This is a genomic window from Bradyrhizobium sp. SPXBL-02, from assembly GCF_051853065.1.
In the GTDB taxonomy this organism is placed as follows: domain Bacteria; phylum Pseudomonadota; class Alphaproteobacteria; order Rhizobiales; family Xanthobacteraceae; genus Bradyrhizobium.
This window is the reverse complement of record NZ_CP182474.1, coordinates 5518124-5542101: the sequence shown is the minus strand read 5'-3', so window position 1 is coordinate 5542101 and position 23978 is coordinate 5518124. Positions and strand designations below refer to the sequence as shown.

Sequence of the window (23978 nt, the reverse complement as noted above, 5' to 3'; positions counted from 1 at the left end):
GGCTCAGCGGCCTGCGTCCGGGAAGCCGCTCTTCCGCGGCAGCCGGATCGTGAACTCCGTGAACGCACCGAGCTCCGTTGCGACGTCGATCGTGCCGCCGTGCTGCTTCACGACGATGTCGTGGGTCATCGACAGCCCGAGGCCGGTGCCTTCGCCGGCCGGCTTGGTCGTGAAGAACGGATTGAACATCTTCTCCTTCACGTCGTCGGCAATGCCGGTGCCGTTGTCACGAATGGAGATCTCGATCTGGTCGCCGCGGTCGCGCGTCGCGGCGGTCACCATCGGCTCGTAGCCGGCGGCGCCGTCGGCCTTGCGCCGGGTGACCGCGTGGAAGCCGTTCGAGATCAGGTTCAGGAGCACGCGGGTGATCTCCTGCGGAAACATTTCGGCGTGTCCGGCCGCGGGATCGAGCTCGCGCTTCAGCGTCACGTGGAAATTCGGCTTCTCGGCGCGTGCGCCGTGATAGGCGAGGTTGAGGCTTTCCTCGACCAGGGCGTTGATGTCGCTCAGCCCATGCTCGCCGACGCCTTCGCGCGAATGCAGCAGCATGTTCTTGACGATGGAATCGGCGCGGCGGCCGTGCTGCACGATCTTGCCGAGGTTGTCCTGCAGAAGCCCCGTCAGCTCGTCGACCTCGCTGCGGACGTTCTCGGGGAGGGGGACCGGCGCGAGCGCCTCGTTCAGCTCCTCGGTCAGCTCGGCAGACAGCGAGGCAAAATTGTTGACGAAGTTGAGCGGGTTCTTGATCTCGTGCGCGATGCCGGCCGTGAGCTGGCCCAGTGATGCCAGCTTCTCGGTCTGGATCAGCCGGTCCTGCGCGGCGCGCAGATCATCGAGCGATTGGGCGAGCTCGCTGGTGCGGGTCGCAACTTCGTTGAACAGTCGGGTATTCTCGACCGCGATCACGGCCTGATCGGCAAAGGTCTTGAGCAGGTTGATCGCCTTGTCCGGGAAATGACCGGGCTCCCGCCGTGTCACGGCGATGGTGCCGATCGCAACGCCGTCGCGCAGCATCGGCACCACCAGGATGCTGCGATAACCGCGCGTTCGCGCCAGCTCCTTCATGGCCTCGGTCAGACCAGGCTCGTTCTGCATGTCGCTGCGGAAGGCAAACTCGCCGCTCGTCGCCACGCGGCTGTGAATGCCCGACGATGACAAGGGTGTCGGAAATGAGCTCAGCAGATCCGCATTGCCGGCATCATTGTCGGTCGTGAAGGCGGCCAGATGCAGCATGCCGTCGACGACGCGGGTGACGGTGGAGGAATGCGCTCCGATCAGCGCCTTGGCGCTGTCGGAAATGGCCTGGAACACCGGCGTGACATCGGACGGTGAAGCCGCGATCACCTTGAGAATGTCGGCAGTCGCAGTCTGACGTTCAAGTGCTTCCCTGGTGGCGTTGAACAGGCTGACATTCTTGATCGCGATCACGGCCTGGTCGGCGAAAGTCTGCAGCAGGCGCACATGATGCTCGGCGAAGTTGCCGGTCGCGCGTCGCGTCGCGATGATGATGCCGATGGCCTCGCCTTCGCTCATCAGGGGCGTAAACAGCATGCTGCGATAGCCGCGGGCGCGCGCGATGTCGCGCGCGGCGGGCTCGAGCTCGGTGTCGGGCAATTGTGCCGCGGCACCATTGGCCACGAGCTGATAGGGCGGGAATTGCGCGAACCGCACCGGAAACGAGGCCTGGAGCACGCGATCGCCGGTCGGATCGGTCGGGGTGAATGCCGCGAGGTGCGCGGCGCCGTCGATATAGCGCAGCACCGCGGTGGAGAAGCCGCCGATCAGCCGGTTGGCATTGGTCGCGATCGCCTCGAACACCGGCTGCACGTCGGACGGGGAGGCCGCCATCACCTTCAGGATGTCGGCCGTCGCGGTCTGGCGTTCGAGCGCCTCTCTCGTCTCGTTGAACAGGCGTGCATTCTCGATCGCGATCACGGCCTGGTCGGCGAAGGTCTGCAGCAGCTGGACCAGGTCGGGCGCGAATGCGCCCGTTACGGCGCGCGTGACGCTGATCATGCCGACCGGCGCGCCCCGGTTCATCAGCGGCATGAACAGCACACTGCGGAAGCCGCGCAGCCGCGCCAGCTCCCGGTTCAGTTCCGGAACGTCGGCAGCCTCGCTGTCGGGAAACTGGATCGTCTCGCCCTCGCGCACGAGGGCAAAAGTCGGGAAGTCCGTGATCTTGCGCGGGAACGACGCCTTCAGCCCTGCGTCCGCCTCCGGGCTGGTCGGCGTGAACGCCACGAGGTGCAGTTCGTCGCCGATGAACTGAAGCACGGTGGCGGAGAAGCCGCCGAGCAGGCGCTTCGCGCTGGAGGCGACCGCCGCAAAGACCGGCCGCGCATCGGACGGCGATGCCGCGATGGTGCGCAGGATCTCGGCGCTGGCGCTCTGGCGATCCCGCGCAGTCGCAAGCTCAGCGCGTAGCTGCGCATTCTCGGCCGCGGCCAACTGCAATTGGCGTTCGAGTTCCTCGATGTCGTGCGAAAGCGTGGTCATTCCTCACCCAGCTTGATGCCGCGACGTGCGCGGCACCGGGCCGGATTATCACATCTTTCGCGGCCGGAGCCAGCGCTCGCAGCCATGCCCCGCACCGGCCCGCCTCACGTCCCCGGCCGCGACACCTCGGTCTCCTTGGCTGTGATGAACTCCAGCAGCACCGGGACGCCCTCCCTCGTCTTCTGGATGCCGCGCTTGATCGCGGGCACGATGTCCTCCGGCCGCGTCACCCGCTCGCCATGGCCGCCGAAGGCGCGTGCCATCGCGGCGTAGTCGCCGGAGATGTCGGTCGAGCGATATTTTTCGGTCGAGATCGGCATCACCTTCAGCTCGATCGCCATCGAGAAATTGTTGAGCAGGATCGACATGATCGGGATGCGCTCGCGCACCGCGGTCTCGAAATCCATGCCGGTGAAGCCGATCGCAGCATCGCCCCAGACGTTGATGCAGAGCTTGTCGGGCCTTGCCAGCTTGGCGCCCATCGCAAGACCGAGGCCATAGCCGAGCTGCGTCGTCTTGCCCCAGCCGAGATAGGTGAGGGGCTTTACTGCTTTCCAGAACGGCGAGAGCTGGTCGCGCGGACTGCCGGCATCGTGGGTGATGATCGTATTCTCGATATCCACGGTGTGCTGCAAGTCCCACAGCACGCGATAGGGGCTGAGCGGCGCGTCATTGCTGGTCAGCTTCGGCATCCATTTCGCCAACCATTCCTTGTGCGAGGCCGCGATCTCGGCCGCGATTGCCGATGCATCGCGATCCGCAGTGACGGTCTTGCCGATCTCCTCCAGCAGCGCGTCGAGCACGAGGCCGGCATCGCCGACCAGACCGATCTTCGCTTCCACATCCTTGTTGAGATGATTGGGATCGAGCGTCGAATGAATGATGGTCTTGCCCTTCGGCATCGCGATGCCGAAATTGGTCTCGGTGAAGGAGCAGCCGATGCCGAAGATGACGTCGGCCTCGGCCAGAAACTTCGGCACCGCGCGCGGCACTGCGAGGCCGCCGGAGCCGAGCGACAGCGGATGCGTCTCCGGAAACGATGATTTGCCCCCTAAGCTCGTGGTGACGGGGATCGCCAGCCGCTCGGCGAGCCGTTTCAGCTGCGGCCAGGCCTGCGCATAATGCACGCCCTGGCCGGCATAGATCACCGGCCGTTTTGCATTCACCAGCAGGCCGGCGGCGTCCTTGACGTGAACGGGGTCGGCGCCGTAGCGGGTGCGCAGCACCGGCGTGTAGTTCAGCGGCTCCGGCACCTCCTCGTTCCACATGTCCGAGGGGATCTCGACGATCACGGGTCCGCCGCGGCCGTTCTTCAGCTTGGTGAAGGCGCGGCGGAAGATGTTGGCGACTTCGGTCGCGAGGACGATCGGCTCGGACGATTTCGCGAACGGCTTCATCGCCTCGCTGGAATTGAAGTTCGGCTCGATATGCGCCAGCCTGCGCTGATAGCCCATCGGCAGCACCAGCACGGGGACCGATTCGCCGAAGCATTGCGCGACGCCGCCCATCGCATTCTCCGCGCCCGGCCCGTGCTGCATGCAGAAGGCGCCGATGCTGCGCCCCGACGTCACCCGCGAGATCGCGTCCGCCATGTGGATGCCGACGCGCTCCTGCCGCACCATCACGGGCCGGATCTCGGCCTTGGCCGCGTGCTCGATCAGATGGTTGACCGGATAGCCGCAGAGGATCTCGATGCCCTCGCGCCTCATGATTTCCGCAATGGCGGTGCCGAGCTTCATGGCGTCTCTCTCCCTGGCAAGGCCGGTTGATCCGGCTTGTTGCGAAGAGAGGATCAGGAATTTCCGGAAGCGTAAAGCGCGCGCGGCGAGCGTGGCGGTAGGCCAGCTATGCGTCGCGAGCGTGCACCGGCTCCATCCTGTGATGGTCGCCGTAGCCGCGCGCGGTGGGCCGCACGCGCTGCAGCAGATGCGTGGCCGCAAGCAGATCCGGCGTCTCGAAGCCCTCGGTGAACTCGCCATAGATCGGCGTGAGCAACCGGACAGCCTTGGATCTGCGGCCGGTCGCGATCCAGTGTGCCGCGAGATCGGTCGCGATCCGCAACTGGAATGTCATCGCGCCGATTGCGCGCGCTTCGGCCAGTGCTTGCTGCAGCCGCTTTTCGGCGCGCAGCGGCTCGCCCGCCTGGAGAAGGATCGCGGCGTCAACCCGCTGGAGCTCCGCGCGGCACCAGCGCTCGCCCTGGCGTTCCTGATGCTCGATCGCCCGGGTGATGGCCTGGCGCGCTTCGGCTATCTGTCCCTGCTTCAGATAGACGCGGGCGAGGACCGCAAGATAGCTGCCGATCCGCATCAAGAACCGGCATTCGATCAGCTCGTCGATCGCACCGCGAATTTCCTCCACCGCGCGTGGATCGCCCCTGAGGTCGCGAAGGCAGGCGGAGAAATAGCGCTCGACCGGAACCCAGCGTGAGATGCGCTCGCGTTCAAGGTTGCGGCGCAGTCGCTCAGTGTAGCCTGCGAGCGCGTCCAGATTGCCGGTTTCGAGCGCGACGGGAAGTGCGGCGAGCCCGAGTGCGTTCGACTGCGACACCCAATGGCCACTGCGATCAGCGGCGTCGACGGCGTCCTTGGCCAGCCTCGCCGCGTAGTCGGCTTGTCCTTGCATCCACGCCACGAAAGGCAGGTTGAAGCGGACGGTGATGAACCGGTAGACTTCGTTCGCATCCTTGCGCGAACGGCTCTCTGCCAGCGAATAAGTCGCTGCGAGGCGATCAAGAACCGGGCGGCTCTTGCTCAACTCGCCGGCAAAAGCGCGGGCCCAGGCGAGTGCCCGATCGGCTTCGGACGTTGCCGTGAGGTCGCGGTCGCGGTCGGCAAGCTCCGTTGCTTCCTCGAGATAAGTCGTGGCGCGCGGCACCTCGCCAATCTGCAACAGGTAGAAGCCGAAGCCGACCAGCGCCCGCTGCTGATATTCGATGTTGCCGGCCCGCCTTGCAAAGAGGATGGCATCGAGCCAGGCAATCTCGTTCTCGTTCGACATTTTGCGGGCGTAGAATAGGCTCCATCCAAGGGCGCAGGCGAGTTTTGTCTTCGACAGATCGTCGCACGGGACGGTCTTGGCCAATGCGAGCGCATCCGCCAACCGCGCCTGCGCTTCCGACAGGATCGACGTTTCCGACCACAAGGTGATCGCCGCAACCGTGAGCCTGATCCCGAGCACGGGATCGCCGTGCTCGCCGAATGCCCATGAAAGAGCTGCGCGCAAATCGGCGATGCGGCCAAGGTAACGCTGTGTCCAATCGGCCGGCTCGCGCCATTTCCACTCCTCCTCGGACTGCTCGAACAGCGTGAGGACACGTTGCGCATGACGGCGCAGCGCCTGGTCGCAGGCCGGATCGGCCCGGCGCCGCTCGCCCGCGTAGCGGCACGTGCTGTCGAGCAGGCGATAGCGAAGGCTCGCGCCATGTGCCTGCGCGCTCAAGAGCGACTTGGCAACGAGACTGCCAAGGCCGGTGACGACGTCGACCGGCGTGAGTCCTGCCGCCTCGGCGACGAAGACCGCGTCCTCAACCTCGAACGCATCACTGAACACCGAGAGCAGGCCGAACAGTCTGGCTTCCCGCTGCGACAACAGCCTGAAGCTCCAGTCGATCGTCGCCATCAGCGTTTCATGGCGCGGCGGCGCGCCATCGGCGGCGGGGGCACGGAAACCCAGATTCTGGTCGAGTAACTCCACCAATTGGCGAGGATTGAACCTGCCGATTTGGGCTGCCGCCAATTCGATGGCCAGCGGGAGGCCGTCGAGCGAGTGGCAGATTGCGGCGACGGCCTCGCAATCATCGTCGACGAATTGGTAGTCCGCCCATTCGGCGGCGCGGCTGACGAACAGCTGCACTGCCGGAAACCTGACGGCTTGATCGGCGGTCAGGGCGTGGCCGGGTCTTGGTGAGACCAGCGAGCCGAGCCGGACGACATGCTCGGTGGCGGTGCCGAGCGGTTCTCGGCTCGTCGCAAGCAGCCTGGACGGCGATGTGTCCGCCATGAACCTGCCGGCGAAGATCGTCGTGGCCGGCAGGACGTGCTCGCAATTGTCCAGAATGACCAGCATCTGCCGCGGTCTCAGATAGTCGATGGCCGCAGCCAGGCTGTTGTCCGGATTGCCCCTGATGCCGAGGGCCGTCACCAGAGCGGCGCCGAACAGCGTCGGGTCGGAGATCGTTGCGAGATCGACGAAGCACACGCCGTCGCGGCACTGTGGCGAAAATGCCTGGGCTACAGCCAGGGCAACCGTCGTCTTGCCGATTCCTCCTGCGCCAACCAGAGTCACATGCCTGTTGCCGGTCAACAGACCCGTGATTTCGTCGATTTCCGCTTCACGACCGACGATGCCGCGCAGCATTGGCGGACTGGACGAGGGGAGCGGTTCGGCGAGCGCAAGATCGTCCTCGACCTCGCCGATGCTGATCTGCACCTCCGCGATGAACTTGTATCCGCGGCGTGCCACGGTCGCGATGTAGACGGGCTCGATCTGGGTATCTCCCAGCGAACGCCGCAAGCTCCACATGTTGACCTTGAGATTGCTGTCGTGGAGGAAGGTGCCCGGCCAGGCGGCCGCCATCAGCTCATTCTTGCTGACCAGCTCGCCGCAGCGTTGCACCAGCAGCTGCAAAAGCTCGAATGCGCGTCCACCCAGCTTGACGGGGCGCCCTTTGAGAAGAAGCAACTGGCGGCGGGGAACGAGTCGAAAAGGGCCGAAGCAGTAGGTGAGCTCCCGCCGGTCTGTGCCCCGTTGTCGTATCTCCGTGGCAGCCCGCATTGCTCATTGCCAATCGATCGAACCGATCGACCGTAATTATCATGCACTGCAATAATTTTGAAGAGAGCGGTTCCGAATTCGTACGATTTGCCGCAGGGCAATTGCGGCAAAGCGCTCGCGCGGGACAGTTCGGCTATTTCTTGGGCTTGCCAAGCATGGCCATGCGCATGATTTCGACACCGCCGTCGGCAAGTTCCGGAAGCTTGGCGAACCAATCCTTCACATAAGGCATCGCGTTGTGCGCGTCGAAATCGGCCTGGCTGGCGAACACTTCGTAAAAGATGAAGTGGCCGGGCTTGGCGCGGTCTTCCTGAAGGAAATAGACCAGGTTCTTGGGATCGCTGCGGACCAGGTCGATCAGCGGCAAGGTGGCGGCGCGCAGCATGTCTTCTTTTCCAGGCTTGGCGCGCACCTGCGCCACCACGGAATATGCACCCTCCGGGATCTCCTGATAGTGCACGCGCGGCGTTTCCTGAGCCACGGCCGGAAGCGTCGCCGGCGCCGTAGCGGCGGCGATCAGCAGGGCGGCAAGCGAGTTGCGGACGAGAGTTTGCATGGTGAAGTCCTCGAGATGTGACTGTATCGCCGGGTGACCTGCTAAGGCACTGACCGCCGCCCCGCACGAGAGTCTAGCGCACGATGGTCTGTTGCCGTTTTGCCAAGGCCTCGCTGAAGCGCTTCTTGACGGGACCGAGCGCCTTGACGAACTCGAGCTGCTCGCCCTCCGGTCCCTTGCAGTAGATCAGCTCCCAACCGTTCGAGGGTTCGGCGGTCACCCGGTTCGTGTTGCTGCTGCGGGGAGCGGCCTTGCGATCCGCTTCCGTTATGACGCGGACCGTGCGGTTCGCTCTCACCTGCGTCATGCCGCGGCGTGCCGATTCCGCTTCGAGATCGGCAATGAACTTGTTGAAGTCGACATCGTCGCGAACATAGAAGCAGATATGCATCATGCGCGGGAAAGCAGGGCTCATGTGCTCCACCGGTTCGGCGAAGCTCTTCGCGCTGCCCATGGGCTGATCAGCCTCGCGATATTGCAGCAGCTCCAGCACCATGTTGTCGAACTGGATGAAGCGGACATCGAGCCGCTGTGCTCCGCTTCGCAAGTCGGGCACGCCGATGGTTCGCGGATTGACCCCGCGTGCGTTCGCCTCGATCTCCTGGTCGGCCAGCAGCGTGTTCTGCACCCCGTCGCCCTGGAAGTCGCCGTGCCGGAACACCTCGGTGCCGCCAAGCACCTCCGTGTAGAACTGGTAGGCCCGTTCCATGTTCTGGACCGTCAGCCCGAAATGCTGGACGCCCTGGAGCCGCGCGCCGAGCGGCGCCTCGTCGCGCTCGGCGTCCTGTGTCGCGGCCCGTGCGTCGATTGCCGTGCCGGCGACGAGGCCCGTGACGACGGCTGCGCCGGCGGTCTGGAGCAGGGCGCGGCGATCCATGGCGGTGGCGTTGTCGGCTTCATCTGTCATGTCGCTCTCCTTGGTCGTTCGGTGGATTGGTCTGCGTTGTCCTGCCGGCCGGAGCGGTGCTCGGCCGGGGTAAACCTGCCGCGCCCTCGGGCTTTCAATCGGCGACGGGAAGCGGGGCTGCGGGGCTGACCAGCCCCTCGGCGCGGAGCTCGCGCCAGAAGTCCGCCGGGATGGCCTCCTCGAGCGCAGCGCGATCCTCGGCGATGCGGCCCGGGCGGCTCGCACCGGGAATGACGGCCGCGACCACCGGATGGGCGAGCGCGAACTGCAGGCCGGCCGCCTTCATGCTGATGCCATAGCGGTCTGCGATCGCTTTGATCCGCGCCACCTTCTGGAGGATTTCGGGAGGCGCCGGCGCATATTCGAAGTTCGGGCCGCCAACGAGTGCGCCGGAACTGTAGGGTCCGCCGACGACGATCGCGAGCTCGTGCTCCGCGACCACCGGCATCACCCGCTGCAGCGCCCTTGCGTGGTCGAGCAGCGTGTATCGGCCCGCCAGCAGAAAGCCGTCGGGGCGCGGCTCGTCGAGCGCGAGCAGCAGCTCGATCGGCTCGACCCGGTTGACACCGAGTCCCCACGCCTTGATCACGCCCTCGTCGCGCAGCCGGTCGAGCGCTCTAAAGGCGCCCTTGCGGGCGCTTTCGAACACCGAGAGCCACTCGTCACCGTAGAAATCCTGCGCAACGTCGTGCACGAAGGCGACGTCGATGTGGGAGATCGCGAGCCGCTTCAGGCTGTCCTCGATGGAGCGCAACGTTCCGTCCCGGGAATAGTCGTTCACGATCCGGTTCGGGCGTCCGTGTCTGAAGACGCCACCCTTCTCGCCGAGATCGCGGGCATCGACATCCTCGATCTCGTCCAGGATCAGGCGGCCGACCTTGGTGCTGACGACATAGTCGCTGCGCGGCCGGCCGGCGAGCGCGGCGCCGATGCGGATCTCGGCAAGACCCGCGCCGTAGAACGGCGCGGTGTCGAAATAGCGGATGCCGTCGTCCCAGGCCGCATTCACCGTCGCGAGTGCTTCCTGCTCCGGGATGTCGCGGAACATGTTGCCGAGCGGCGCTGCGCCGAACCCCAGTTTTCCCGGCAGAATATCCTTCAGGGCCATGTTGCGAGTCCTTGTCTGCGGCAGGAAAGTCCGTCGGTGTGCGGCGCAGCCGATCTCAGTCGGTCGCGGACGTATCTGCGCTTCTGATGAAGGCCGCGACCTCGCGCGGATGCGACAGCATCACTGCGTGGCTGCTTTTGATCTCCGTCACCTTCGCGCCCGATCGCTTGGCCATGGTGCGCAGCAAGCTCGGAGGGATAATGTGATCCTCCATCGTCACCATGTAATAGGTCGGCTTCGTCTTCCAGGCCACGCGCTCGACCTTGGTCTGCACCGCCTGCAATCCAAACGGCAATTGCGCCGCAGCCATGAAGCGGGTCGTGGCCGGGTCGACACCGGCGGCGAAGGAGGTCGGGAATTTATCGCGCTCGACGAAGAGATAATTGCCCTCGGTGACCAAGGGACCCTTGTGCTCGCCGGGCGGCACGGGTGCTTCCGACAGCGTGGCGACCGACTCCCCGACATCGGGAGCATATGCCGCGAGATAGACCAGGCTGCGAACCTTCGGATTGTCGCCGGCTTCCGTGATGACCATTCCACCATAGGAATGCCCGACGAGAATGACCGGATGCCGCGCCCTGGCAATCACGCGCTCGGTCTCCGCGACATCGTCACGAAGCGAGATCGTCGGCTGCTGGACGACGAGCACCTCATAGCCCGCTTTCGAGAGAATGTCGTAGGTGTCCTTCCAGCCCGATCCGTCGACGAAGGCGCCGTGGACGAGGACGATGGAGACGGTCCTCTCGGCCGCGACCGCGGTGGAGGCCGTTGCAATCGGCATTGCAGCAAGCGCAAAGATAAGCGTCTTCATAACAGGCTCCGATCTCGATACGGCGACATTGCCGTTGATGCGCCTTTCACTAGCGCACGCCCGCATTGCGGTATTTCCGATTCCTGCGCGATGACGTACGCATCTTGCTGAGGTGCGCCGAGATCAGCTTTCGAAGCCGAACACGCCCGGCTCCAAGCCTTTGCCTTGCCTGGCTTTTACCTCTTTTAACCGCGCCGCCTCTGGACTTCGCTGGCGCGGCTTGTGAGTAATTCGCGATCGGCGTGGCAGTGACCGGGGCTGCAACTCACCACCGGATGGAATGATCGCTCGCGCGATACGGGGCCGGGATTCGCCGCAATGAAGCGGAGGTCGTGATGGCGCTCGTGACGCATGGAGATGAGAAATACAAGAACAGCGAGAAGCTCGCGGAGGCCAATGATTGGCCGGGGCTGAGCATCGAGCATCGCAAGTTCGAGGCGGGCCGTCAGGCAACGCCCGTTCCCATCTGCACCGAGCTCATCATGCTGCTGTCGGGCGGCGGGATGGTGTGCCGCGCCGGCAACGGCGAAGTCCAGAAAAGCCTCGCACGTCCGGGGATGAGTTATCTCGTGCCTGTAGGGACGCAGGAGAGCCATCTCGAGCTTTCCGACCGCATGGAATGTCTTCATCTCTATCTGCCGCCGGCGTTGCTCGACCACAGCGCACTTGCGGATTTCGACATCGATCCGGCGAAGGTCGAGATCGCCTACGCCCACGGCCTGCCGGACCAGGTGCTCTTCCACATCTGCTCGCCGCTTCGCGATCTGCTCCATCGACCGCGCCAGCCGACCGACGCGCTGTTCGTCGAGGGGATCCAGGTCGCCCTCGCGGCGCATCTTCTGGGCAATTACACGATCGACCGTTGGCGCGCGCCCGACAAGTCGCCGGCGCTCGACCCGCGGCGCCTCCAGCGCGTGCTGGACTATATCGAGGCTTCTCTCGGCAACGATGTCAGGCTCGAGGATCTGGCGGCTCAGGCCTGCCTCAGCCCCTATCATTTCTCCCGGCTGTTTCGCGAAGCGACCGGACTGTCACCGCACCGTTACGTCACCGATCGCCGCGTCCACGCCGCGCGACAGGAGCTCGCCCGTGACCGCCTGTCCCTGTCGAGATTGCCCTGGAGTTCGGTTTCGGCTCGCAGGCCAATTTCACGCGAGTATTCCGCAAGGCCGCAAATATCACGCCGGGGCAGTATCGCGAATTGTGCTGCGGCCAGGCCGAGGTGAAACCCGATTACGTCGAAAAGCCATTTCGCAGGGATTGCGCATGATCCAGCAGGATTCGGGAATACGGCTCAACGTGCATCGGGCAGTGCTGTTGCGGCGACCAGGCAGGCGAAGGACACATCGATATGATCGAGCTCACGGTGAACGGGATCAAGCGCCAGGTCGACGTCGTTCCCGAGATGCCCCTGTTGTGGGTGCTGCGTGACGAGCTCGGCATCACCAGTGCCAAATACGGCTGCGGGGTCGCGCAATGCGGTGCCTGCACCGTTCACATCGACGGCAGGGCGGTGCGGTCCTGCCAGTCCCATATCGGCGAGATCGCGGGCAAATCGGTCGTCACGCTCGAAGGACTGCACAACAAGGAGCAGAACCCCGTCTTGCAGGCCTGGATCGCGCACCAGGTGCCGCAATGCGGCTACTGCCAGACCGGCCAGATCATGCAGGCCATCTCGCTTCTTGCATCGATCCCCAAACCGACGGACGAGCAGATCAATCAGGTGATGTCCGGCAATCTCTGCCGCTGCGGCACCTATCCGCGGATTCGTGCGGCGATCCATGCGGCTGCGGCCAACAAGATGGCGGAGAAGTGAGATGGGCCAGATGCAGGCCTTTTCGCGTCGGGCTTTCGTTTTCGGCTCCGCTGCCGTCGCCGGCGGCATCGCGTTCGGTACCTATGGTCGGGCCGAAGCGGCCGCGCCGAGCACTGAGGGCAATCCGCTGGCCGCCGGCCTCGGCCCGAATTCGGTGACCTTCAATCCATGGGTCGAGATCAGCCCCGACAAGATCACGCTGATCGCGCAACACGCCGACATCGGCCAGGGTGTCGGCTCGGTGCAGCCGATCATGATCGCCGAAGAGATGGATCTCGACCCCGGCCAGTTCGAAATCCGGTTCGCTGAGCCAAGCCCCGCCTATTTCAACACGGGCTTCGCCGACGAGTTCGCGCCGTTCGTGGCCGCGGACCAAAGCCCTGCTGCGGAGGAGGCGCGCGCGGCCACGCTCGAATGGCTGCGCAAGTCCGGCCTGCAAATGACGGGTGGATCGAGCTCGATTCCGGACACGTATCAAAAGCTGCGCGTCGCCGGTGCGGTCGCGCGCGAGACGCTCAAGGCCGCCGCGGCCAGACGTTCGGGCGTCGCGGTGGCCGACCTTCGCACGCAATCAGGCCATGTGATCCTGCCCAACGGGACCAAGATCGCCTATGTCGCACTCGCGGCGGAGGCATCGAAAATTCCGCCGGTGCTCGATGCGCAGCCGCGCGATCCGTCCAGCTGGCGCATGCTCGGCAAGCCGATGATGCGGCTCGACGTCCGCGCGAAGGTGATGGGCGAGCTGAAGTTCGGCATCGACCTGAAAACGGACGGCATGCTGTACGCGTCCGTCAAGCTGAATCCCAATAAGGGGCAGCCGCTGAAATCGTACGACGCCAGCAAGGCGCAGTCGGTGCCGGGGGTCAGGAAGATCCTCGAAATCAAGAACGGCGTCGCGGTGATCGCCACGAACAGCTGGTACGCGATGAGGGCGGTCGACGCCATCGCTTGCGAGTGGGCGCCTTCGGCCTATCCCGCCGAGCAGGCCGACCATTGGAAGGTTCTGGAATCCTCCTTCAAGCCCGAGTTTCTCGGCAAGGAGTGGCGGAAGATCGGCGATATTGACACCGGCCTGAAGACCGGCAGGCTCGTCGAAGCCGAATATCGCGCGCCCTATGTGGCGCATCAGCCGCTCGAGCCGCTCAACGGGATCGGCCTCGTCACCGACAAGGGCATGGAGATCTGGGTCGGCCATCAGAGCCCACGCTTCGTGCAATGGGTCGCGGCGACTGCGATCGGCCTCAAGCCGGAACAGATCACCTTCCACAATCAGTGGACCGGCGGAAGCTTTGGCCACCGTCTCGAGTACGAGAACGTCCGCGTTCTCGCCGAGATCGCCAATCAGATGAAGGGCACGCCGATCAAGCTCGTGTTCTCGCGCGAAGAGGATTTCCTCCAGGACATTCCGCGGCAGATCGCGATCGCCCGGCACCGCGGCAGCATCGACAAGGGCAAGATTCTCGCTGCCGACCTGCAGCTGGCCTCGACGGCGCCGCTCAAGGGACTGCTCGAGCGTTCGGGCACGCCCTCGAAGGATCCGGATGGGCAATTGGCCGCCGGCCTGTGGAACGTCTACTACGACATTCCCAATTTCCGGGCCACCAGCTACGAGGCGCAGGGCTTGTCGCCAAGCACCACATGGCGCTCGGTCGGCGCGTCGACATCCGGTTTCTTCACCGAGAGCTTCATCGACGAATTGATCCATGTGGCGGGTCTAGATCCGATGAAGGCGCGCATCGCGATGTGCACCGTGCCGCATTATCGCAAGGTGCTGGAGACCGTCGCGCAGATGTCGGACTGGAAGGGACCGCTCGGGAACGGTCGTGGCCGCGGCGTCGCTTTCGTCGAGTCGTTCGGGACACCGGTCGCCGAGGTCGTCGAGGTGACGGCGACGGACCGCGGCATCAGGATCGACAAGGTCTGGGTCGCGGTCGACGTCGGCAAGGTCGTCGATCCCGTGAATTTCGAGAACCAGGTGCAGGGTGGCGTCGTCTGGGGACTGGGCCACGCCATCAATTGCGAGCTCACTTATTCAAAAGGCGCGGCGCAGCAGACCAACTATAACCACCATGAGGCGATGCGGATCTACCAATGCCCGGTCATCGAAGTTCGCGGGCTCGAGAACGACCCTAAGGTGAGGGGCGTCGGAGAGCCGCCGGTGCCACCCGCCGCGCCAGCGCTCGCCAACGCGATCTTCGCGGCGACCGGAAAGCGCATCCGCGAAATGCCGTTCAACAAGTTCATCGATTTCGTGTGAGACGCGCCATGCAGAGATCTCTGATCGCGTTCGTCCTGGCAGCTTCGGCCGTCGCGGCCCTGACCGGGATCGTCGCAGCCAAGGACGAGGCCGCCAGGGACGTGCTGCCGCCCGGCAGCGTCAGCCGCGCCGAGGGGCTGGAGGCGTGGAAGCGGATTGAGGCCGTCGTGACACATCCACGGTGTGCCAATTGCCATGTCGACGCCAAGGCCATCCCGATCTGGACGCCGGCCGGCGAAACCAAGCCCCGCCCGCATGGCATGAACATCCACGGCGGCGAGAGCCGCATCGGCACGGAAGCCATTCCGTGCTCGACCTGTCACATGACCTCCACCCAGGCGAACGAGCCGGCGCCGTCGCCGCCGCGCGCCGGCATCGACTGGCAGCTGGCCCCGGTGGCTTTCATCTGGTTCGGCAAGAGCGGTGCCGAGATCTGCGCGCAGTTGAAGGATCCCAAGCGCAATGGCGGTCGCGACGCCGCCGGTCTCGTCGGGCACTTGCGGCACGATGCGTCGCTGAGTGGCTTCATCCCGCGCGGCTGGGCGCCTGGGGCCGGCCGCTCGACGCCGCCGGGCACCTTCGAGGACCATGTCAAGGACATGGCCTTGTGGGGGGCGGCCGGGCAGCCCTGTCCGAACTGATGCGTTCTCCGCGTCGCGGAAGCGCGATCACACACACAGCGTCATCGAAAGGAGAAAACCGTGACCCAGCATGTCCTCTTCATTGTCACCAACGCAGCCGTGATCGGTCCGCATAGTCGCAAGACCGGCTTCTTTTTCGCCGAGGTCGCCCATCCTTTCGAGGTGCTCGACAAGGCTGGGGTCGCAGTGGAGTTCGCGTCCCCGGCCGGGGGGTGGACGCCTTACGATGCGTACGACGAGAAAGATGCCGCTCAGAAGGAGTTTCTCGCGAGCAAAGCCTTTCGCCGCTTGAATCACAGTCGCAAATTGTCCGAGGTGGACGCCGCGGACTACGACGCCATCCTGGTGCCCGGCGGTCTTGGGCCCATGGTGGACATCCAGCGCAATGCTGCGGTCCAGAGTGCCATCGTGCGTGCCTGGAGCACTGGCAAGCTCGTCGCCGCTGTCTGTCACGGACCGTGCGCGCTGCTTGGCGTTGACCTTGGCGATGGCGTCCCTTTCGTGCGCGGCAAGAAGCTCACGTCGTTCTCGAAGAAGGAAGAGTACGACTACGCCCGCGATGACGTACCTTACGAGCTTGAGGATGCGTTGAGGGCGGAGGGTGCCGAGTACTCGTCCGTAGCCAACTGGCAACCTCACGTCGTCGTCGATGGCCGGCTCATCACGGGGCAGAACCCCGCGTCGGCCGGAGCGCTGGGAAAAGAGTTGCTGGCCGCCCTCAAGGATAGGAGCAGCGCCGCGAAGATTTGAAGATTCGCAAGTGTGGAATTCGAGAGGGATGGGCTCGGCATCTGAAGCCGCGCTTACCCTCTCATGGGGAGCCATCGAATGACGCAATCGCCATCCAAGATCACCGCTATCCTGGTTGCTCGCCCGGGCAAGTCCGCTGAACTCAGCGCATTGCTTGTCGGCATGGCACCGCCTTCCAGGGCTGAGCCCGGCAACCTGCGTTGGGATGTCTGGCGCGACATATCGAACGAAGATCGCTACGTTCTCGACGAGCTGTACCGCGACGTTGCGGCCGTCGAAGCTCACCGAGCCTCGCCGCATTACCAGGCCTACCTGGCCAAAATTCCCGAGCTGGCTGATCGGACGGCCGTGGTCTTGGAAGCGCTCGAGGTTGGAGACAGGTGAACGGCGTCGGCGAACCTTCGAAGTAGCCGCATCCCTATTTGCAGTAGGGCTATCGCTTTTGGGAATTTTTCCCCGCTGCCATCCTTCGAGACGCCCGCTTTAGGCGGGCTCCTCAGGACGAGGGCGGAGTGCGCGGCAGCAGGTTCAACGAGCACTCATGCTGATTCGCCCCATCCTGAGGAGGCGCGCAAGCGCCGTCTCGAAGGACGAGGCGTGCGCGCAGACCGCCGCCACAAGTCATATGCGATTGCCCTGCTATTTGCAGTTCTGGCAGATCATCAGCTTTCGCTTCAACGCCTCATCTTCCTGATCGAGGCCATTTGCATCTGGATTGGACCCGGCGTCCCTTGCTGCGCGTGAACGCGTAGGTGGCGCCACGCGGCTCGCCGTGTTAACGTCATCGACGGTGCCGACGCTGAAGCCATCGTAGTCGGCGGCCGGATTCGGCATCGGTTGAGGCCCGCCAATCACGGAAGGCTCTCTGCTGGACGCCGCCGGCGGAGCTCTGTTCGTCGTCACCCGCGCAGGCTTGGCGGCACCCGGGCGTGGCGGCGATGCATCGGGCGGAGCAAGCGAAACCGGCGGCGCGGCCGAAGTCTGGCCTCGCGCGCTGTCCTGCGACCACGCGACGACAAACATGAGGCCGAGAGCCAGGAGCGTCACGTTTCTCATCCGCATCCTCTCGGCAGCGCTGGTTGATCGATTGACGGCACGGCTCGTCGAGCCCGCTCCGCCGAAGAATATCAGCACTCAGAGGGCCGTCAAAGCGCCGTAGTCTGGATGGAGCGAAGCGCAATCCGGGGTGTTGTCGTGAACCAGGAACAGATGCTGTTGGCCCAGATCATGGCCCGCAAGTCCGGCGGGCACGGGCCAGCCGCTGCGCAGGCCGTTGGCCGGCGGTTACTTCATCGCCGTGCTGACCGAGTTGAACTTGTTGTTGAGCAGCGCAGCGCCCGTGCTGTTGACGATGGTCACGATTGCCAGAGCGATCCCTGCGGCGATCAGACCGTACTCGATTGCGGTCGCGGCATTCTCATCGGCAAGAAAGGACCTAACCAGACGCATAGCCAACTCCTGTTCATCCGATCCGATGGAAGGTCGCGTCGTTATCGGACTTGCAAATCGATCGAATAAGTCTTCGTGCGCGCCAAATGAATCGAGCGAGGGCGATCGCACCTTATCTCCTACGACGGCATTCATTAAATTAAGGTTCCGTAGTTCCGTCCAAATGAAGTCAAATCGGCCGCCCCGCGCGGGCATTGCCCTCCGTGCTGTGGCCCTTAACCGATTGTTGAGCCTGTTCGTCAACGAACAGGCAAGGACATCTCGATCGCGCTCATCCGCGCCGGCCGTCCGCATTCAGCGCCCGCAACATCGCGATGCGCGCGAACATCACCCAGCCGCCGCCGGTCTCGGCCGCATTGATCAAGGTCTCGATCGCGGTCTGCCAATGCGCCTCGTGCTGGGCGTCCTCGGGCAGCTGCATGATGTAGTCGGCGGCCTCTTGAAGCGTGAGCAGCTTGCGCTTGTTGCTCACGCGAACGGGATCGTCGAACGCCGTCGACCAGGGCATGTCAGACCGGCCGATCGGCGAGGAGAGACATCACGGCGCGATCGCGGGGTGTGATGCTGTTAGCCGGCCTTCTTTGCCCGCGCGGGGGCGCGCACCGGCTTGTCGGCGGCCTTCTTCGGGTTGGTCGCAGCCTTGGCCGCGGCGTCCTTGCCGCCCTTGCCAGCGATCGGCAGAAGCATCTCGCGCTGGCCCTCGACGCGCTTCTTCGGCTTCTTGGCCTTGGCGCTTTCCTTGGCCGTGTCCCTGGCGACCTTCGCCGCGGGAGCAGCCTCCTTCTCGCTCGCGATGCTCTTCTTCAGCGCGTCCATCAGGCTGATGACGTTGCCGCCGGTCTTCGGTGCGGCCTTGGCGGTGATCGGCATGCCGCTGCGCTTCTTGTTGATGAGATCGATCAGAGCGGTCTCGTAATGATCCTCGAACAGCTCGGGCTCGAACGCGCCGGACTTCTTCTCGACGATGTGCTTGGCAAGGTCGAGCATGTCCCGCGTCAGCTTCACGTCCTGGATGTCGTCGAAATATTCCTTCTCGCTGCGGACCTCGTAGGGGTAGCGCAGCAGCGTGCCCATCAGCCCGTTCTCGAGCGGCTCCAGCGCGATGATGTGCTCGCGGTTGGTCAGCACCACGCGGCCGATCGCGACCTTGTCCATGCTGCGGATGGTCTCACGGATCACGGCATAGGCGTCGTGGCCGACCTTGCCGTCCGGCACGAGGTAGTAGGGGCGGATCAGATAGCGGTTGTCGATGTCGGCCTTGGGCACGAACTCGTCGATCTCGATCGTGTGGGTGGAGTCGAGCGCGATGTCGTCCAGCTCGTCCTTGCTGACCTCGATGTACGTGTCGGTGTCGACCTTGTAGCCCTTGACGATGTCCTCGGAAGTCACCTCGTCGCCGGTCTCGGCGTCGACCTTGAGGTACTTGATGCGGTGGCCGGTCTTGCGGTTGATCTGGTTGAACGAGACCTTCTCGGTATCCGAAGTGGCCGGATAGAGCGCGACCGGGCAGGTCACGAGCGACAGACGCAGAAAACCCTTCCAATTGGCGCGGGGGGCCATGGGCTACTCCAGACGCAACAGAGGACAAGCCCTGAAGATACCATCGCCCAGTTGCGAATCATAGCAAGCGCCGACGCGGAATCTTGCAACGGCGTTAATCGTCGCCTGCACCGCGTCGTCTGGCGGGCCCATGGCCCGGAACATCGCCCGAGATGACGCGTTGCCCCGGCAGTTCATCGCCGCGAGGAGGTCGCGGCCATCCGACGCGACAGCCACAGATTGAGGTCACCATGGCAACCACGCGAGAGCAGAACCGGATCGTCGAAACTCCGACCGAGGCGCGCCAGGGCGAGCCTGGGCCTTCGGTGGCGGCGCTGCTCGCCATCTCGACCGGGCTTGCGATCCTGATCCTCGCCGTCGTCTGGTTCGTGTTCTTCCGGACCTGACGGCCGGCAAGGCACGCCGGCACCTTCCGGTTCGCCGCGCGATGCGGCACCTTGCGCCCACCATGCCGCCGGCTCCTCCGGCGGCATGGTGGGCGCAGTCGCATTTACGCGCGGCAGGTCGTATATGACCAAAAAGTAACGTCGGCCGGTTCCCCGCGTTCATATTCGGTTCACGCCGGAATTGCTCATCTCTGGCGGTGTTCAACTCGCCTGTTCTGGCAGCCCATTTTTGGAGAGAAGCGTGCGCCTGCTCGTTGTTGAGGACGACCCCGATCTCAATCGCCAGCTCACCAAGGCGCTGACCGACGCCGGCTATGTCGTCGATCGGGCCTTCGACGGGGAGGAGGGGCACTATCTGGGCGACAACGAGCCGTATGACGCCGTGGTGCTCGATATCGGCCTGCCCAAGAAGGACGGCATCTCGGTGCTGGAGGCCTGGCGCCGCAACGGCCGCACCATGCCGGTCCTGATCCTCACCGCACGCGACCGCTGGAGCGACAAGGTGCAGGGCTTCGATGCCGGCGCCGACGATTACGTGGCAAAACCGTTCCATCTGGAGGAGGTGCTGGCGCGCATCCGCGCCCTGCTGCGCCGCTCCACCGGCCATGCCCAGAGCGAATTGACCTGCGGCCCGGTTACGCTCGACACCCGGACCGGCCGGGTCAGCGTGTCGGGCAATCCCGTCAAGATGACCTCGCACGAATATCGGCTTCTGGCCTACCTGATGCATCATTCCGGGCGGGTGGTCTCGCGCACCGAGCTCGTCGAGCATCTCTACGACCAGGATTTCGACCGCGACTCCAACACCATCGAAGTCTTCGTCGGCCGCATCCGCAAGAAGCTCGACGTCGACATCATCCAGACCGTCCGCGGCCTCGGTTATCTCCTGACCCCGCCGCCGGCGCCGGGCGCTTGAGGCGTTCCGGCCTTTAAGTATCTTGGCTTGACGGGAGGCCGAACAGGGCCCTTGGTCCGGTCATGACGTCCAACCACCTGCCATCCTGCGCCGACCGGGATCATTCCGATGGCCGCTAGCTCGCTTGCGAACCGACTGTTCCTGTCGGCGACCGCCTGGCTCGTGGTGATCCTGGCCATCACAGGAATCGTGCTGTCGTCGGTCTACAAGAACGCCACCGAGCGCGCCTTCGACCGCCGGCTCAATCTCTATCTGCGCACCCTCATCGCCGAGGTCGCCACCCCCGACGAGCCGCCGGACCGCCAGTTCCAGTCGCTCGGCGAGCCGCTGTTCGAGCTGCCGCTGTCCGGCTGGTACTGGCAGATCACCCGCACCGACACCGAAAAGCCGGAAGTGCGCTCCTCGCGCTCGCTCTGGGACAAGAAGCTGCCGAAGCTGGAAGAGCAGGGCGCCGAGCTCACCGCTGCCGGCATCCGCCTCGCTTACGTCGACGGGCCGGAAGGGCAAAATCTGCGCATGGTGGAACGGCCGGTCGATCTCGGCGCCGACGGCAAATTTCTGGTCAGCGTCGCCGGGGACGACACCGAGATCTTCGACGAGACGCGCAGCTTCGACTACTACCTCGGCGGCACCTTCACCGCGCTCGGCATCGTGCTGCTGCTGACGACCGTGTTCCAGGTCCGCTTCGGCCTCGCGCCGCTCAAGCGCATCTCGGAATCGATCGCCGACATCCGCTCCGGGCGGGCGGAACGGCTCGAGGGTGAATTCCCGGTCGAGATCGCGCCGCTCGCGCGCGAGACCAACGCGCTGATCGACGCCAATCGCGAGATCGTCGAGCGCGCGCGCACCCATGTCGGCAATCTCGCTCATGCGATCAAGACGCCGCTCTCGGTGATCGTCAACGAAGCCAGCGCGCATGCGGCCGATCCATTCGCGGAGAAGGTGATGGAGCAGGCGGATGTGATGCGCGACCAGGTCGCCCATCATCTGGAGCGCGCCCGCATCGCGGCACGGGTCTCGGTGGTTGCGACCGTGACGGAGGTGGCGCCCGCCATCGAGGCGCTGCGGCGGACCATGGAGAAGATCCATCGCGACCGCGGGATCGTGGTCGAAGCCAAGGCCGATCCGTCCGCCAGGTTTCGGGGGGAGCGGCAGGATCTGGAGGAGATGGTCGGCAATCTCGTCGACAACGCCTGCAAATGGGCGGCCTCGCGCGTCTTCATCGAGGTCCTCGTCGAGCCGCCCCCCAAGGCCGGCGCCGGCCCGCGTTTGCGGGTCATCGTCGATGACGACGGCCGCGGCCTGTCGGAAGCGGAGCGCGCCCAGGTCGCCCGGCGCGGGCAGCGCCTCGACGAATCCAAGCCGGGGTCGGGGCTGGGACTGTCAATCGTGACCGACCTCGCCGCCCTCTATGGCGGCAGCCTTTCGCTCGGCAGCGCGCCGACTGGGGGCCTGCGCGCCGAGCTGGTTCTTCCCGGCCTATAATCCCTTGTTTCGACGACAGTTTCCGGCATGGCCGACGCTCCTCCAGGGAAAAGCGGGGGCATTCGAGGCGGCTTCCTAAACGGCTTCTTAAGTGGGGACCTCCTATGATCGTGCCGGACCCATCCCATGTCCGCCATTTTACCGTGCATTACCCGGGCGCATGAGCCAGACATCGATCGAGCGGCTGAGGGAATATCTCGCGCAGCTCCCGCCGCAGTCGCAGGCGCTGCTGATGCGGGAGTTCGAGCGTGCGCTGGAGCGCGGCCAGGACACGGCGGTGGCCACCCTCGTGCTCGAGCAGCTGCGCAAGATCGTCCGCAAGAGCGAGGCCGAGGAGGCTTTGCCGCCGCGTACGGACGATCTGTCGCGGCTGTTGTTCCAGGTGTTGGAGCCGTTCCTGGTCGAGGCGGGCACTCCCGTCAGGGCCGGGCAGATTCGCCGCTCCTCGCTGCAGCCGATCTGGCAGTGGCTTGGCCGAGACGGCGCATCGGCCAAGGTGAACGAGTTCGAGGCGGCGCTGGCGCGCATGCCGGCGGACAGTGCAGGGCAGGTCGAGGCCCTGGCGCAGAAGCTTCAGGCCGTGGCGGCGGATGCCATCTTCGAGCTGACGGGGCCGGGCGGCGGCGACAAGTCGCGGGCGCTTGCCCGGGTCGGCCCGCCCAACGTGATCGAGGATCTCTATTCGATCGGTGCGGTGCTCCAGGTCCGGGACGCCATCGCAACGTTGAACGAGAAATTGCCGCGCACCTTGCGGGCCTTCGGGGATCCTCAGATCGCCTCGGTGACGTCGGCGCTCAACATTCCAGCGCTTCAGACGCCGCAGATGCTGCCTTTCGCCTTGTCGATCGTCGTGCAGCGCATGACCGCGCCCTGGCAGATCATCCGCCTTGCGGTCAAGATAGCGGCATCCGACGACGAGATCCGCGTCGCGGCGACGCCCTACGGTATCGCCGTCACGATGGCCTTGCATGATCTGTCCTGCGTTGCCGCGATCCTGCGCATGGACATCAAGCGCGGCCATTTCGACAATGTCGCCGGCAATCTCAAGACGCTGCACGACGGCGTGCGCGGCCTCCGCACCGAGCTCGACCTGCGCAACGATTCCGCCTGGGGCAAGCAATTGACCTCGATCCGGGCCGACATCTCCAATGCGCTGCAATCCGAGATCGACAGCGTGCCCGGCCGCGTCCGCCGCATCCTGCGCCAGCGTCCCGAAAAGGACATTCCGCCGGGCGCGCGGATCGACAGCACCGAAGTCGAGGAGACGGTGGCGCTGATCGATTTCGTCGCGACTTGCCGCAACTATGCGAGCGAGCTTGCGATCAACGAGGTGACGCTGCGCACCTATTCCGATCTCCAGCAATATGTGGAACGCTCGACCGAGCAGTTGGTGCAGTCGCTGCGCGCCGCCGATCACAAGGTCCGCACCTATCGGCAGCAGCAGGTGCAGGCCGCGATCCGCTTCTGCCAGGTGCTGTTCGGCGACGACTATGCCTCGTTGATGAGCCGGGCCGCGGAAAACGCACTCACGGGCGAGCGCAAATCGTCGCGCGCGGGTTGATCAGCGCGCATCTTTTTTTGATCACAATTTGAGGTTGACGACACATGTGGCGCGCCCTACGCTCCCGCCGCAAGTCCGGGGAATTTCTATCTGTGGGCGCATGAAACCCGTTATCAGCTCGATCGAAATTGAGAACCGCGTCATCGTGGCCAAGTATCAAAGGCTGATGGTTGGGGCCAAGGTGGTGCTGGTCGAGAAGGCCAGCGATCGGCAGCTGCCTGAGACCATCACGAGGGTTGCATCAAGGGTTCCGGTCGGAGCGCTGCGCATCAGATTGCCCGATGCGATCAAGCCGGGAACATACTTCCTGAAGGCCTTCGACGGGCACGGCGAGCACGCCGCCCAAAGTGTCGACTTCGAGATCGGCTAAGCCGTTGGATTTTCACCCTTTCGGGACGACATGCCGGTCGCGCCGAATTGACAATTGTCAATTGCCGCATCCTCCGGCCGTGGTGTAAAGGCACCTACAGGCGCGGTTCAGGCGCCGCCGGAAGCTTGCC

General features: G+C 64.7%; 22 protein-coding genes and 1 pseudogene. 12 read left to right on the top strand and 11 right to left on the bottom strand.

From position 1 onward, the window contains the following. Positions 1–3 precede the first annotated feature (3 nt). The 7 genes from ACNJYD_RS25930 to ACNJYD_RS25900 form a co-directional block, all read right to left on the bottom strand. Positions 4–2499, bottom strand: coding sequence for a GAF domain-containing protein (locus tag ACNJYD_RS25930; RefSeq protein WP_439363718.1), 2496 nt, complete (start codon positions 2497–2499; stop codon positions 4–6). 104 nt (positions 2500–2603) lie between these two features. Beyond that, positions 2604–4238: a thiamine pyrophosphate-requiring protein gene (locus ACNJYD_RS25925; RefSeq protein WP_260382933.1), complete on the bottom strand. Its 1635-nt coding sequence runs from the start codon at positions 4236–4238 to the stop codon at positions 2604–2606. Positions 4239–4344: 106 nt separating this feature from the next. Beyond that, positions 4345–7116, bottom strand: a complete 2772-nt coding sequence (locus tag ACNJYD_RS25920; protein ID WP_439363717.1) for a winged helix-turn-helix domain-containing protein — start codon at positions 7114–7116, stop codon at positions 4345–4347. A gap of 292 nt (positions 7117–7408) precedes the next feature. Continuing rightward, positions 7409–7831 carry a putative quinol monooxygenase gene (locus ACNJYD_RS25915; RefSeq protein ID WP_172784227.1) on the bottom strand — a complete coding sequence of 141 codons (423 nt, stop codon included), beginning with the start codon at positions 7829–7831 and terminating at the stop codon, positions 7409–7411. Positions 7832–7904: 73 nt separating this feature from the next. Further along, the gene (locus ACNJYD_RS25910; RefSeq protein ID WP_439363716.1) at positions 7905–8738 is read right to left on the bottom strand and encodes a VOC family protein; all 834 of its coding nucleotides are present in this window, start codon (positions 8736–8738) and stop codon (positions 7905–7907) included. A gap of 94 nt (positions 8739–8832) precedes the next feature. Then, positions 8833–9846 carry an aldo/keto reductase gene (locus ACNJYD_RS25905; protein WP_439363715.1) on the bottom strand — a complete coding sequence of 338 codons (1014 nt, stop codon included), beginning with the start codon at positions 9844–9846 and terminating at the stop codon, positions 8833–8835. A gap of 55 nt (positions 9847–9901) precedes the next feature. After that, positions 9902–10657: an alpha/beta fold hydrolase gene (locus tag ACNJYD_RS25900; protein WP_439363714.1), complete on the bottom strand. Its 756-nt coding sequence runs from the start codon at positions 10655–10657 to the stop codon at positions 9902–9904. A gap of 335 nt (positions 10658–10992) precedes the next feature. Between ACNJYD_RS25900 and ACNJYD_RS25895 the strand changes: the two are divergent. From ACNJYD_RS25895 to ACNJYD_RS25865, 7 genes and pseudogenes are all read left to right on the top strand, one after another. Next, positions 10993–11798, top strand: a pseudogene (locus ACNJYD_RS25895) (helix-turn-helix domain-containing protein); the annotation flags it as partial. After that, positions 11775–11927, top strand: coding sequence for a helix-turn-helix domain-containing protein (locus ACNJYD_RS25890; protein WP_439367516.1), 153 nt, complete (start codon positions 11775–11777; stop codon positions 11925–11927). The pseudogene ACNJYD_RS25895 and the gene ACNJYD_RS25890, both read left to right, overlap by 24 nt. An 81-nt stretch (positions 11928–12008) precedes the next feature. After that, entirely contained in the window at positions 12009–12473 is a 465-nt protein-coding gene (locus ACNJYD_RS25885; protein ID WP_439363713.1) for a (2Fe-2S)-binding protein, read from the top strand. A gap of 1 nt (position 12474) precedes the next feature. Then, a complete protein-coding gene (locus ACNJYD_RS25880) occupies positions 12475–14730 on the top strand; it encodes a xanthine dehydrogenase family protein molybdopterin-binding subunit (RefSeq protein WP_439363712.1) in 2256 nt (751 codons plus the stop codon). Positions 14731–14738: 8 nt separating this feature from the next. After that, positions 14739–15371: a hypothetical protein gene (locus ACNJYD_RS25875; RefSeq protein WP_439363711.1), complete on the top strand. Its 633-nt coding sequence runs from the start codon at positions 14739–14741 to the stop codon at positions 15369–15371. A 60-nt stretch (positions 15372–15431) separates the two neighbouring features. Continuing rightward, entirely contained in the window at positions 15432–16121 is a 690-nt protein-coding gene (locus ACNJYD_RS25870; protein WP_439363710.1) for a type 1 glutamine amidotransferase domain-containing protein, read from the top strand. A 78-nt stretch (positions 16122–16199) separates the two neighbouring features. Then, positions 16200–16505: a putative quinol monooxygenase gene (locus tag ACNJYD_RS25865; protein ID WP_172784235.1), complete on the top strand. Its 306-nt coding sequence runs from the start codon at positions 16200–16202 to the stop codon at positions 16503–16505. A gap of 255 nt (positions 16506–16760) precedes the next feature. Here ACNJYD_RS25865 and ACNJYD_RS25860 read toward each other — a convergent pair whose 3' ends face one another. The 4 genes from ACNJYD_RS25860 to ACNJYD_RS25845 all read right to left on the bottom strand — a co-directional run bounded on the left by ACNJYD_RS25860 (position 16761) and on the right by ACNJYD_RS25845 (position 19130). After that, entirely contained in the window at positions 16761–17177 is a 417-nt protein-coding gene (locus ACNJYD_RS25860; protein ID WP_439363709.1) for a hypothetical protein, read from the bottom strand. Positions 17178–17405: 228 nt separating this feature from the next. After that, positions 17406–17570 (bottom strand): Flp family type IVb pilin, encoded by a 165-nt coding sequence (locus tag ACNJYD_RS25855; RefSeq protein ID WP_172784237.1) that lies wholly within the window; start codon positions 17568–17570, stop codon positions 17406–17408. A 271-nt stretch (positions 17571–17841) separates the two neighbouring features. Then, entirely contained in the window at positions 17842–18078 is a 237-nt protein-coding gene (locus ACNJYD_RS25850; protein ID WP_172784238.1) for a hypothetical protein, read from the bottom strand. Positions 18079–18137: 59 nt separating this feature from the next. Then, positions 18138–19130, bottom strand: a complete 993-nt coding sequence (locus ACNJYD_RS25845) for a Ku protein (protein WP_439363708.1) — start codon at positions 19128–19130, stop codon at positions 18138–18140. A 230-nt stretch (positions 19131–19360) separates the two neighbouring features. On the opposite strand from ACNJYD_RS25845, the gene ACNJYD_RS25840 reads away from it, so the two are divergent. From ACNJYD_RS25840 to ACNJYD_RS25820, 5 genes are all read left to right on the top strand, one after another. Then, positions 19361–19516, top strand: a complete 156-nt coding sequence (locus ACNJYD_RS25840) for a hypothetical protein (protein WP_162832009.1) — start codon at positions 19361–19363, stop codon at positions 19514–19516. Between the two features lie 241 nt (positions 19517–19757). Beyond that, on the top strand, positions 19758–20432 hold the full coding sequence (locus ACNJYD_RS25835) for a response regulator transcription factor (protein ID WP_036035233.1): 675 nt from the start codon (positions 19758–19760) through the stop codon (positions 20430–20432). A 108-nt stretch (positions 20433–20540) separates the two neighbouring features. Beyond that, a complete protein-coding gene (locus ACNJYD_RS25830) occupies positions 20541–21917 on the top strand; it encodes a sensor histidine kinase (RefSeq protein ID WP_212256918.1) in 1377 nt (458 codons plus the stop codon). 160 nt (positions 21918–22077) lie between these two features. Then, positions 22078–23478, top strand: a complete 1401-nt coding sequence (locus ACNJYD_RS25825; protein WP_212256917.1) for a hypothetical protein — start codon at positions 22078–22080, stop codon at positions 23476–23478. 100 nt (positions 23479–23578) lie between these two features. Further along, on the top strand, positions 23579–23848 hold the full coding sequence (locus ACNJYD_RS25820) for a hypothetical protein (protein WP_172784242.1): 270 nt from the start codon (positions 23579–23581) through the stop codon (positions 23846–23848). The last annotated feature ends 130 nt before the right edge of the window (positions 23849–23978 follow it).

Bases quoted from the DNA above. Each gene is read 5' to 3' on its own strand.
- ACNJYD_RS25900 (WP_439363714.1), bottom strand. From the start codon at position 10,657: ATGAAGACGCTTATCTTTGCGCTTGCTGCAATGCCGATTGCAACGGCC.
- ACNJYD_RS25830 (WP_212256918.1), top strand. From the start codon at position 20,541: ATGGCCGCTAGCTCGCTTGCGAACCGACTGTTCCTGTCGGCGACCGCC.
- ACNJYD_RS25825 (WP_212256917.1), top strand. From the start codon at position 22,078: ATGAGCCAGACATCGATCGAGCGGCTGAGGGAATATCTCGCGCAGCTC.
- ACNJYD_RS25855 (WP_172784237.1), bottom strand. From the start codon at position 17,570: ATGCGTCTGGTTAGGTCCTTTCTTGCCGATGAGAATGCCGCGACCGCA.
- ACNJYD_RS25905 (WP_439363715.1), bottom strand. From the start codon at position 9,846: ATGGCCCTGAAGGATATTCTGCCGGGAAAACTGGGGTTCGGCGCAGCG.
- ACNJYD_RS25930 (WP_439363718.1), bottom strand. From the start codon at position 2,499: ATGACCACGCTTTCGCACGACATCGAGGAACTCGAACGCCAATTGCAG.
- ACNJYD_RS25840 (WP_162832009.1), top strand. From the start codon at position 19,361: ATGGCAACCACGCGAGAGCAGAACCGGATCGTCGAAACTCCGACCGAG.
- ACNJYD_RS25850 (WP_172784238.1), bottom strand. From the start codon at position 18,078: ATGCCCTGGTCGACGGCGTTCGACGATCCCGTTCGCGTGAGCAACAAG.
- ACNJYD_RS25885 (WP_439363713.1), top strand. From the start codon at position 12,009: ATGATCGAGCTCACGGTGAACGGGATCAAGCGCCAGGTCGACGTCGTT.
- ACNJYD_RS25845 (WP_439363708.1), bottom strand. From the start codon at position 19,130: ATGGCCCCCCGCGCCAATTGGAAGGGTTTTCTGCGTCTGTCGCTCGTG.
- ACNJYD_RS25915 (WP_172784227.1), bottom strand. From the start codon at position 7,831: ATGCAAACTCTCGTCCGCAACTCGCTTGCCGCCCTGCTGATCGCCGCC.
- ACNJYD_RS25925 (WP_260382933.1), bottom strand. From the start codon at position 4,238: ATGAAGCTCGGCACCGCCATTGCGGAAATCATGAGGCGCGAGGGCATC.
- ACNJYD_RS25875 (WP_439363711.1), top strand. From the start codon at position 14,739: ATGCAGAGATCTCTGATCGCGTTCGTCCTGGCAGCTTCGGCCGTCGCG.
- ACNJYD_RS25880 (WP_439363712.1), top strand. From the start codon at position 12,475: ATGGGCCAGATGCAGGCCTTTTCGCGTCGGGCTTTCGTTTTCGGCTCC.
- ACNJYD_RS25865 (WP_172784235.1), top strand. From the start codon at position 16,200: ATGACGCAATCGCCATCCAAGATCACCGCTATCCTGGTTGCTCGCCCG.
- ACNJYD_RS25820 (WP_172784242.1), top strand. From the start codon at position 23,579: ATGAAACCCGTTATCAGCTCGATCGAAATTGAGAACCGCGTCATCGTG.
- ACNJYD_RS25860 (WP_439363709.1), bottom strand. From the start codon at position 17,177: ATGAGAAACGTGACGCTCCTGGCTCTCGGCCTCATGTTTGTCGTCGCG.
- ACNJYD_RS25910 (WP_439363716.1), bottom strand. From the start codon at position 8,738: ATGACAGATGAAGCCGACAACGCCACCGCCATGGATCGCCGCGCCCTG.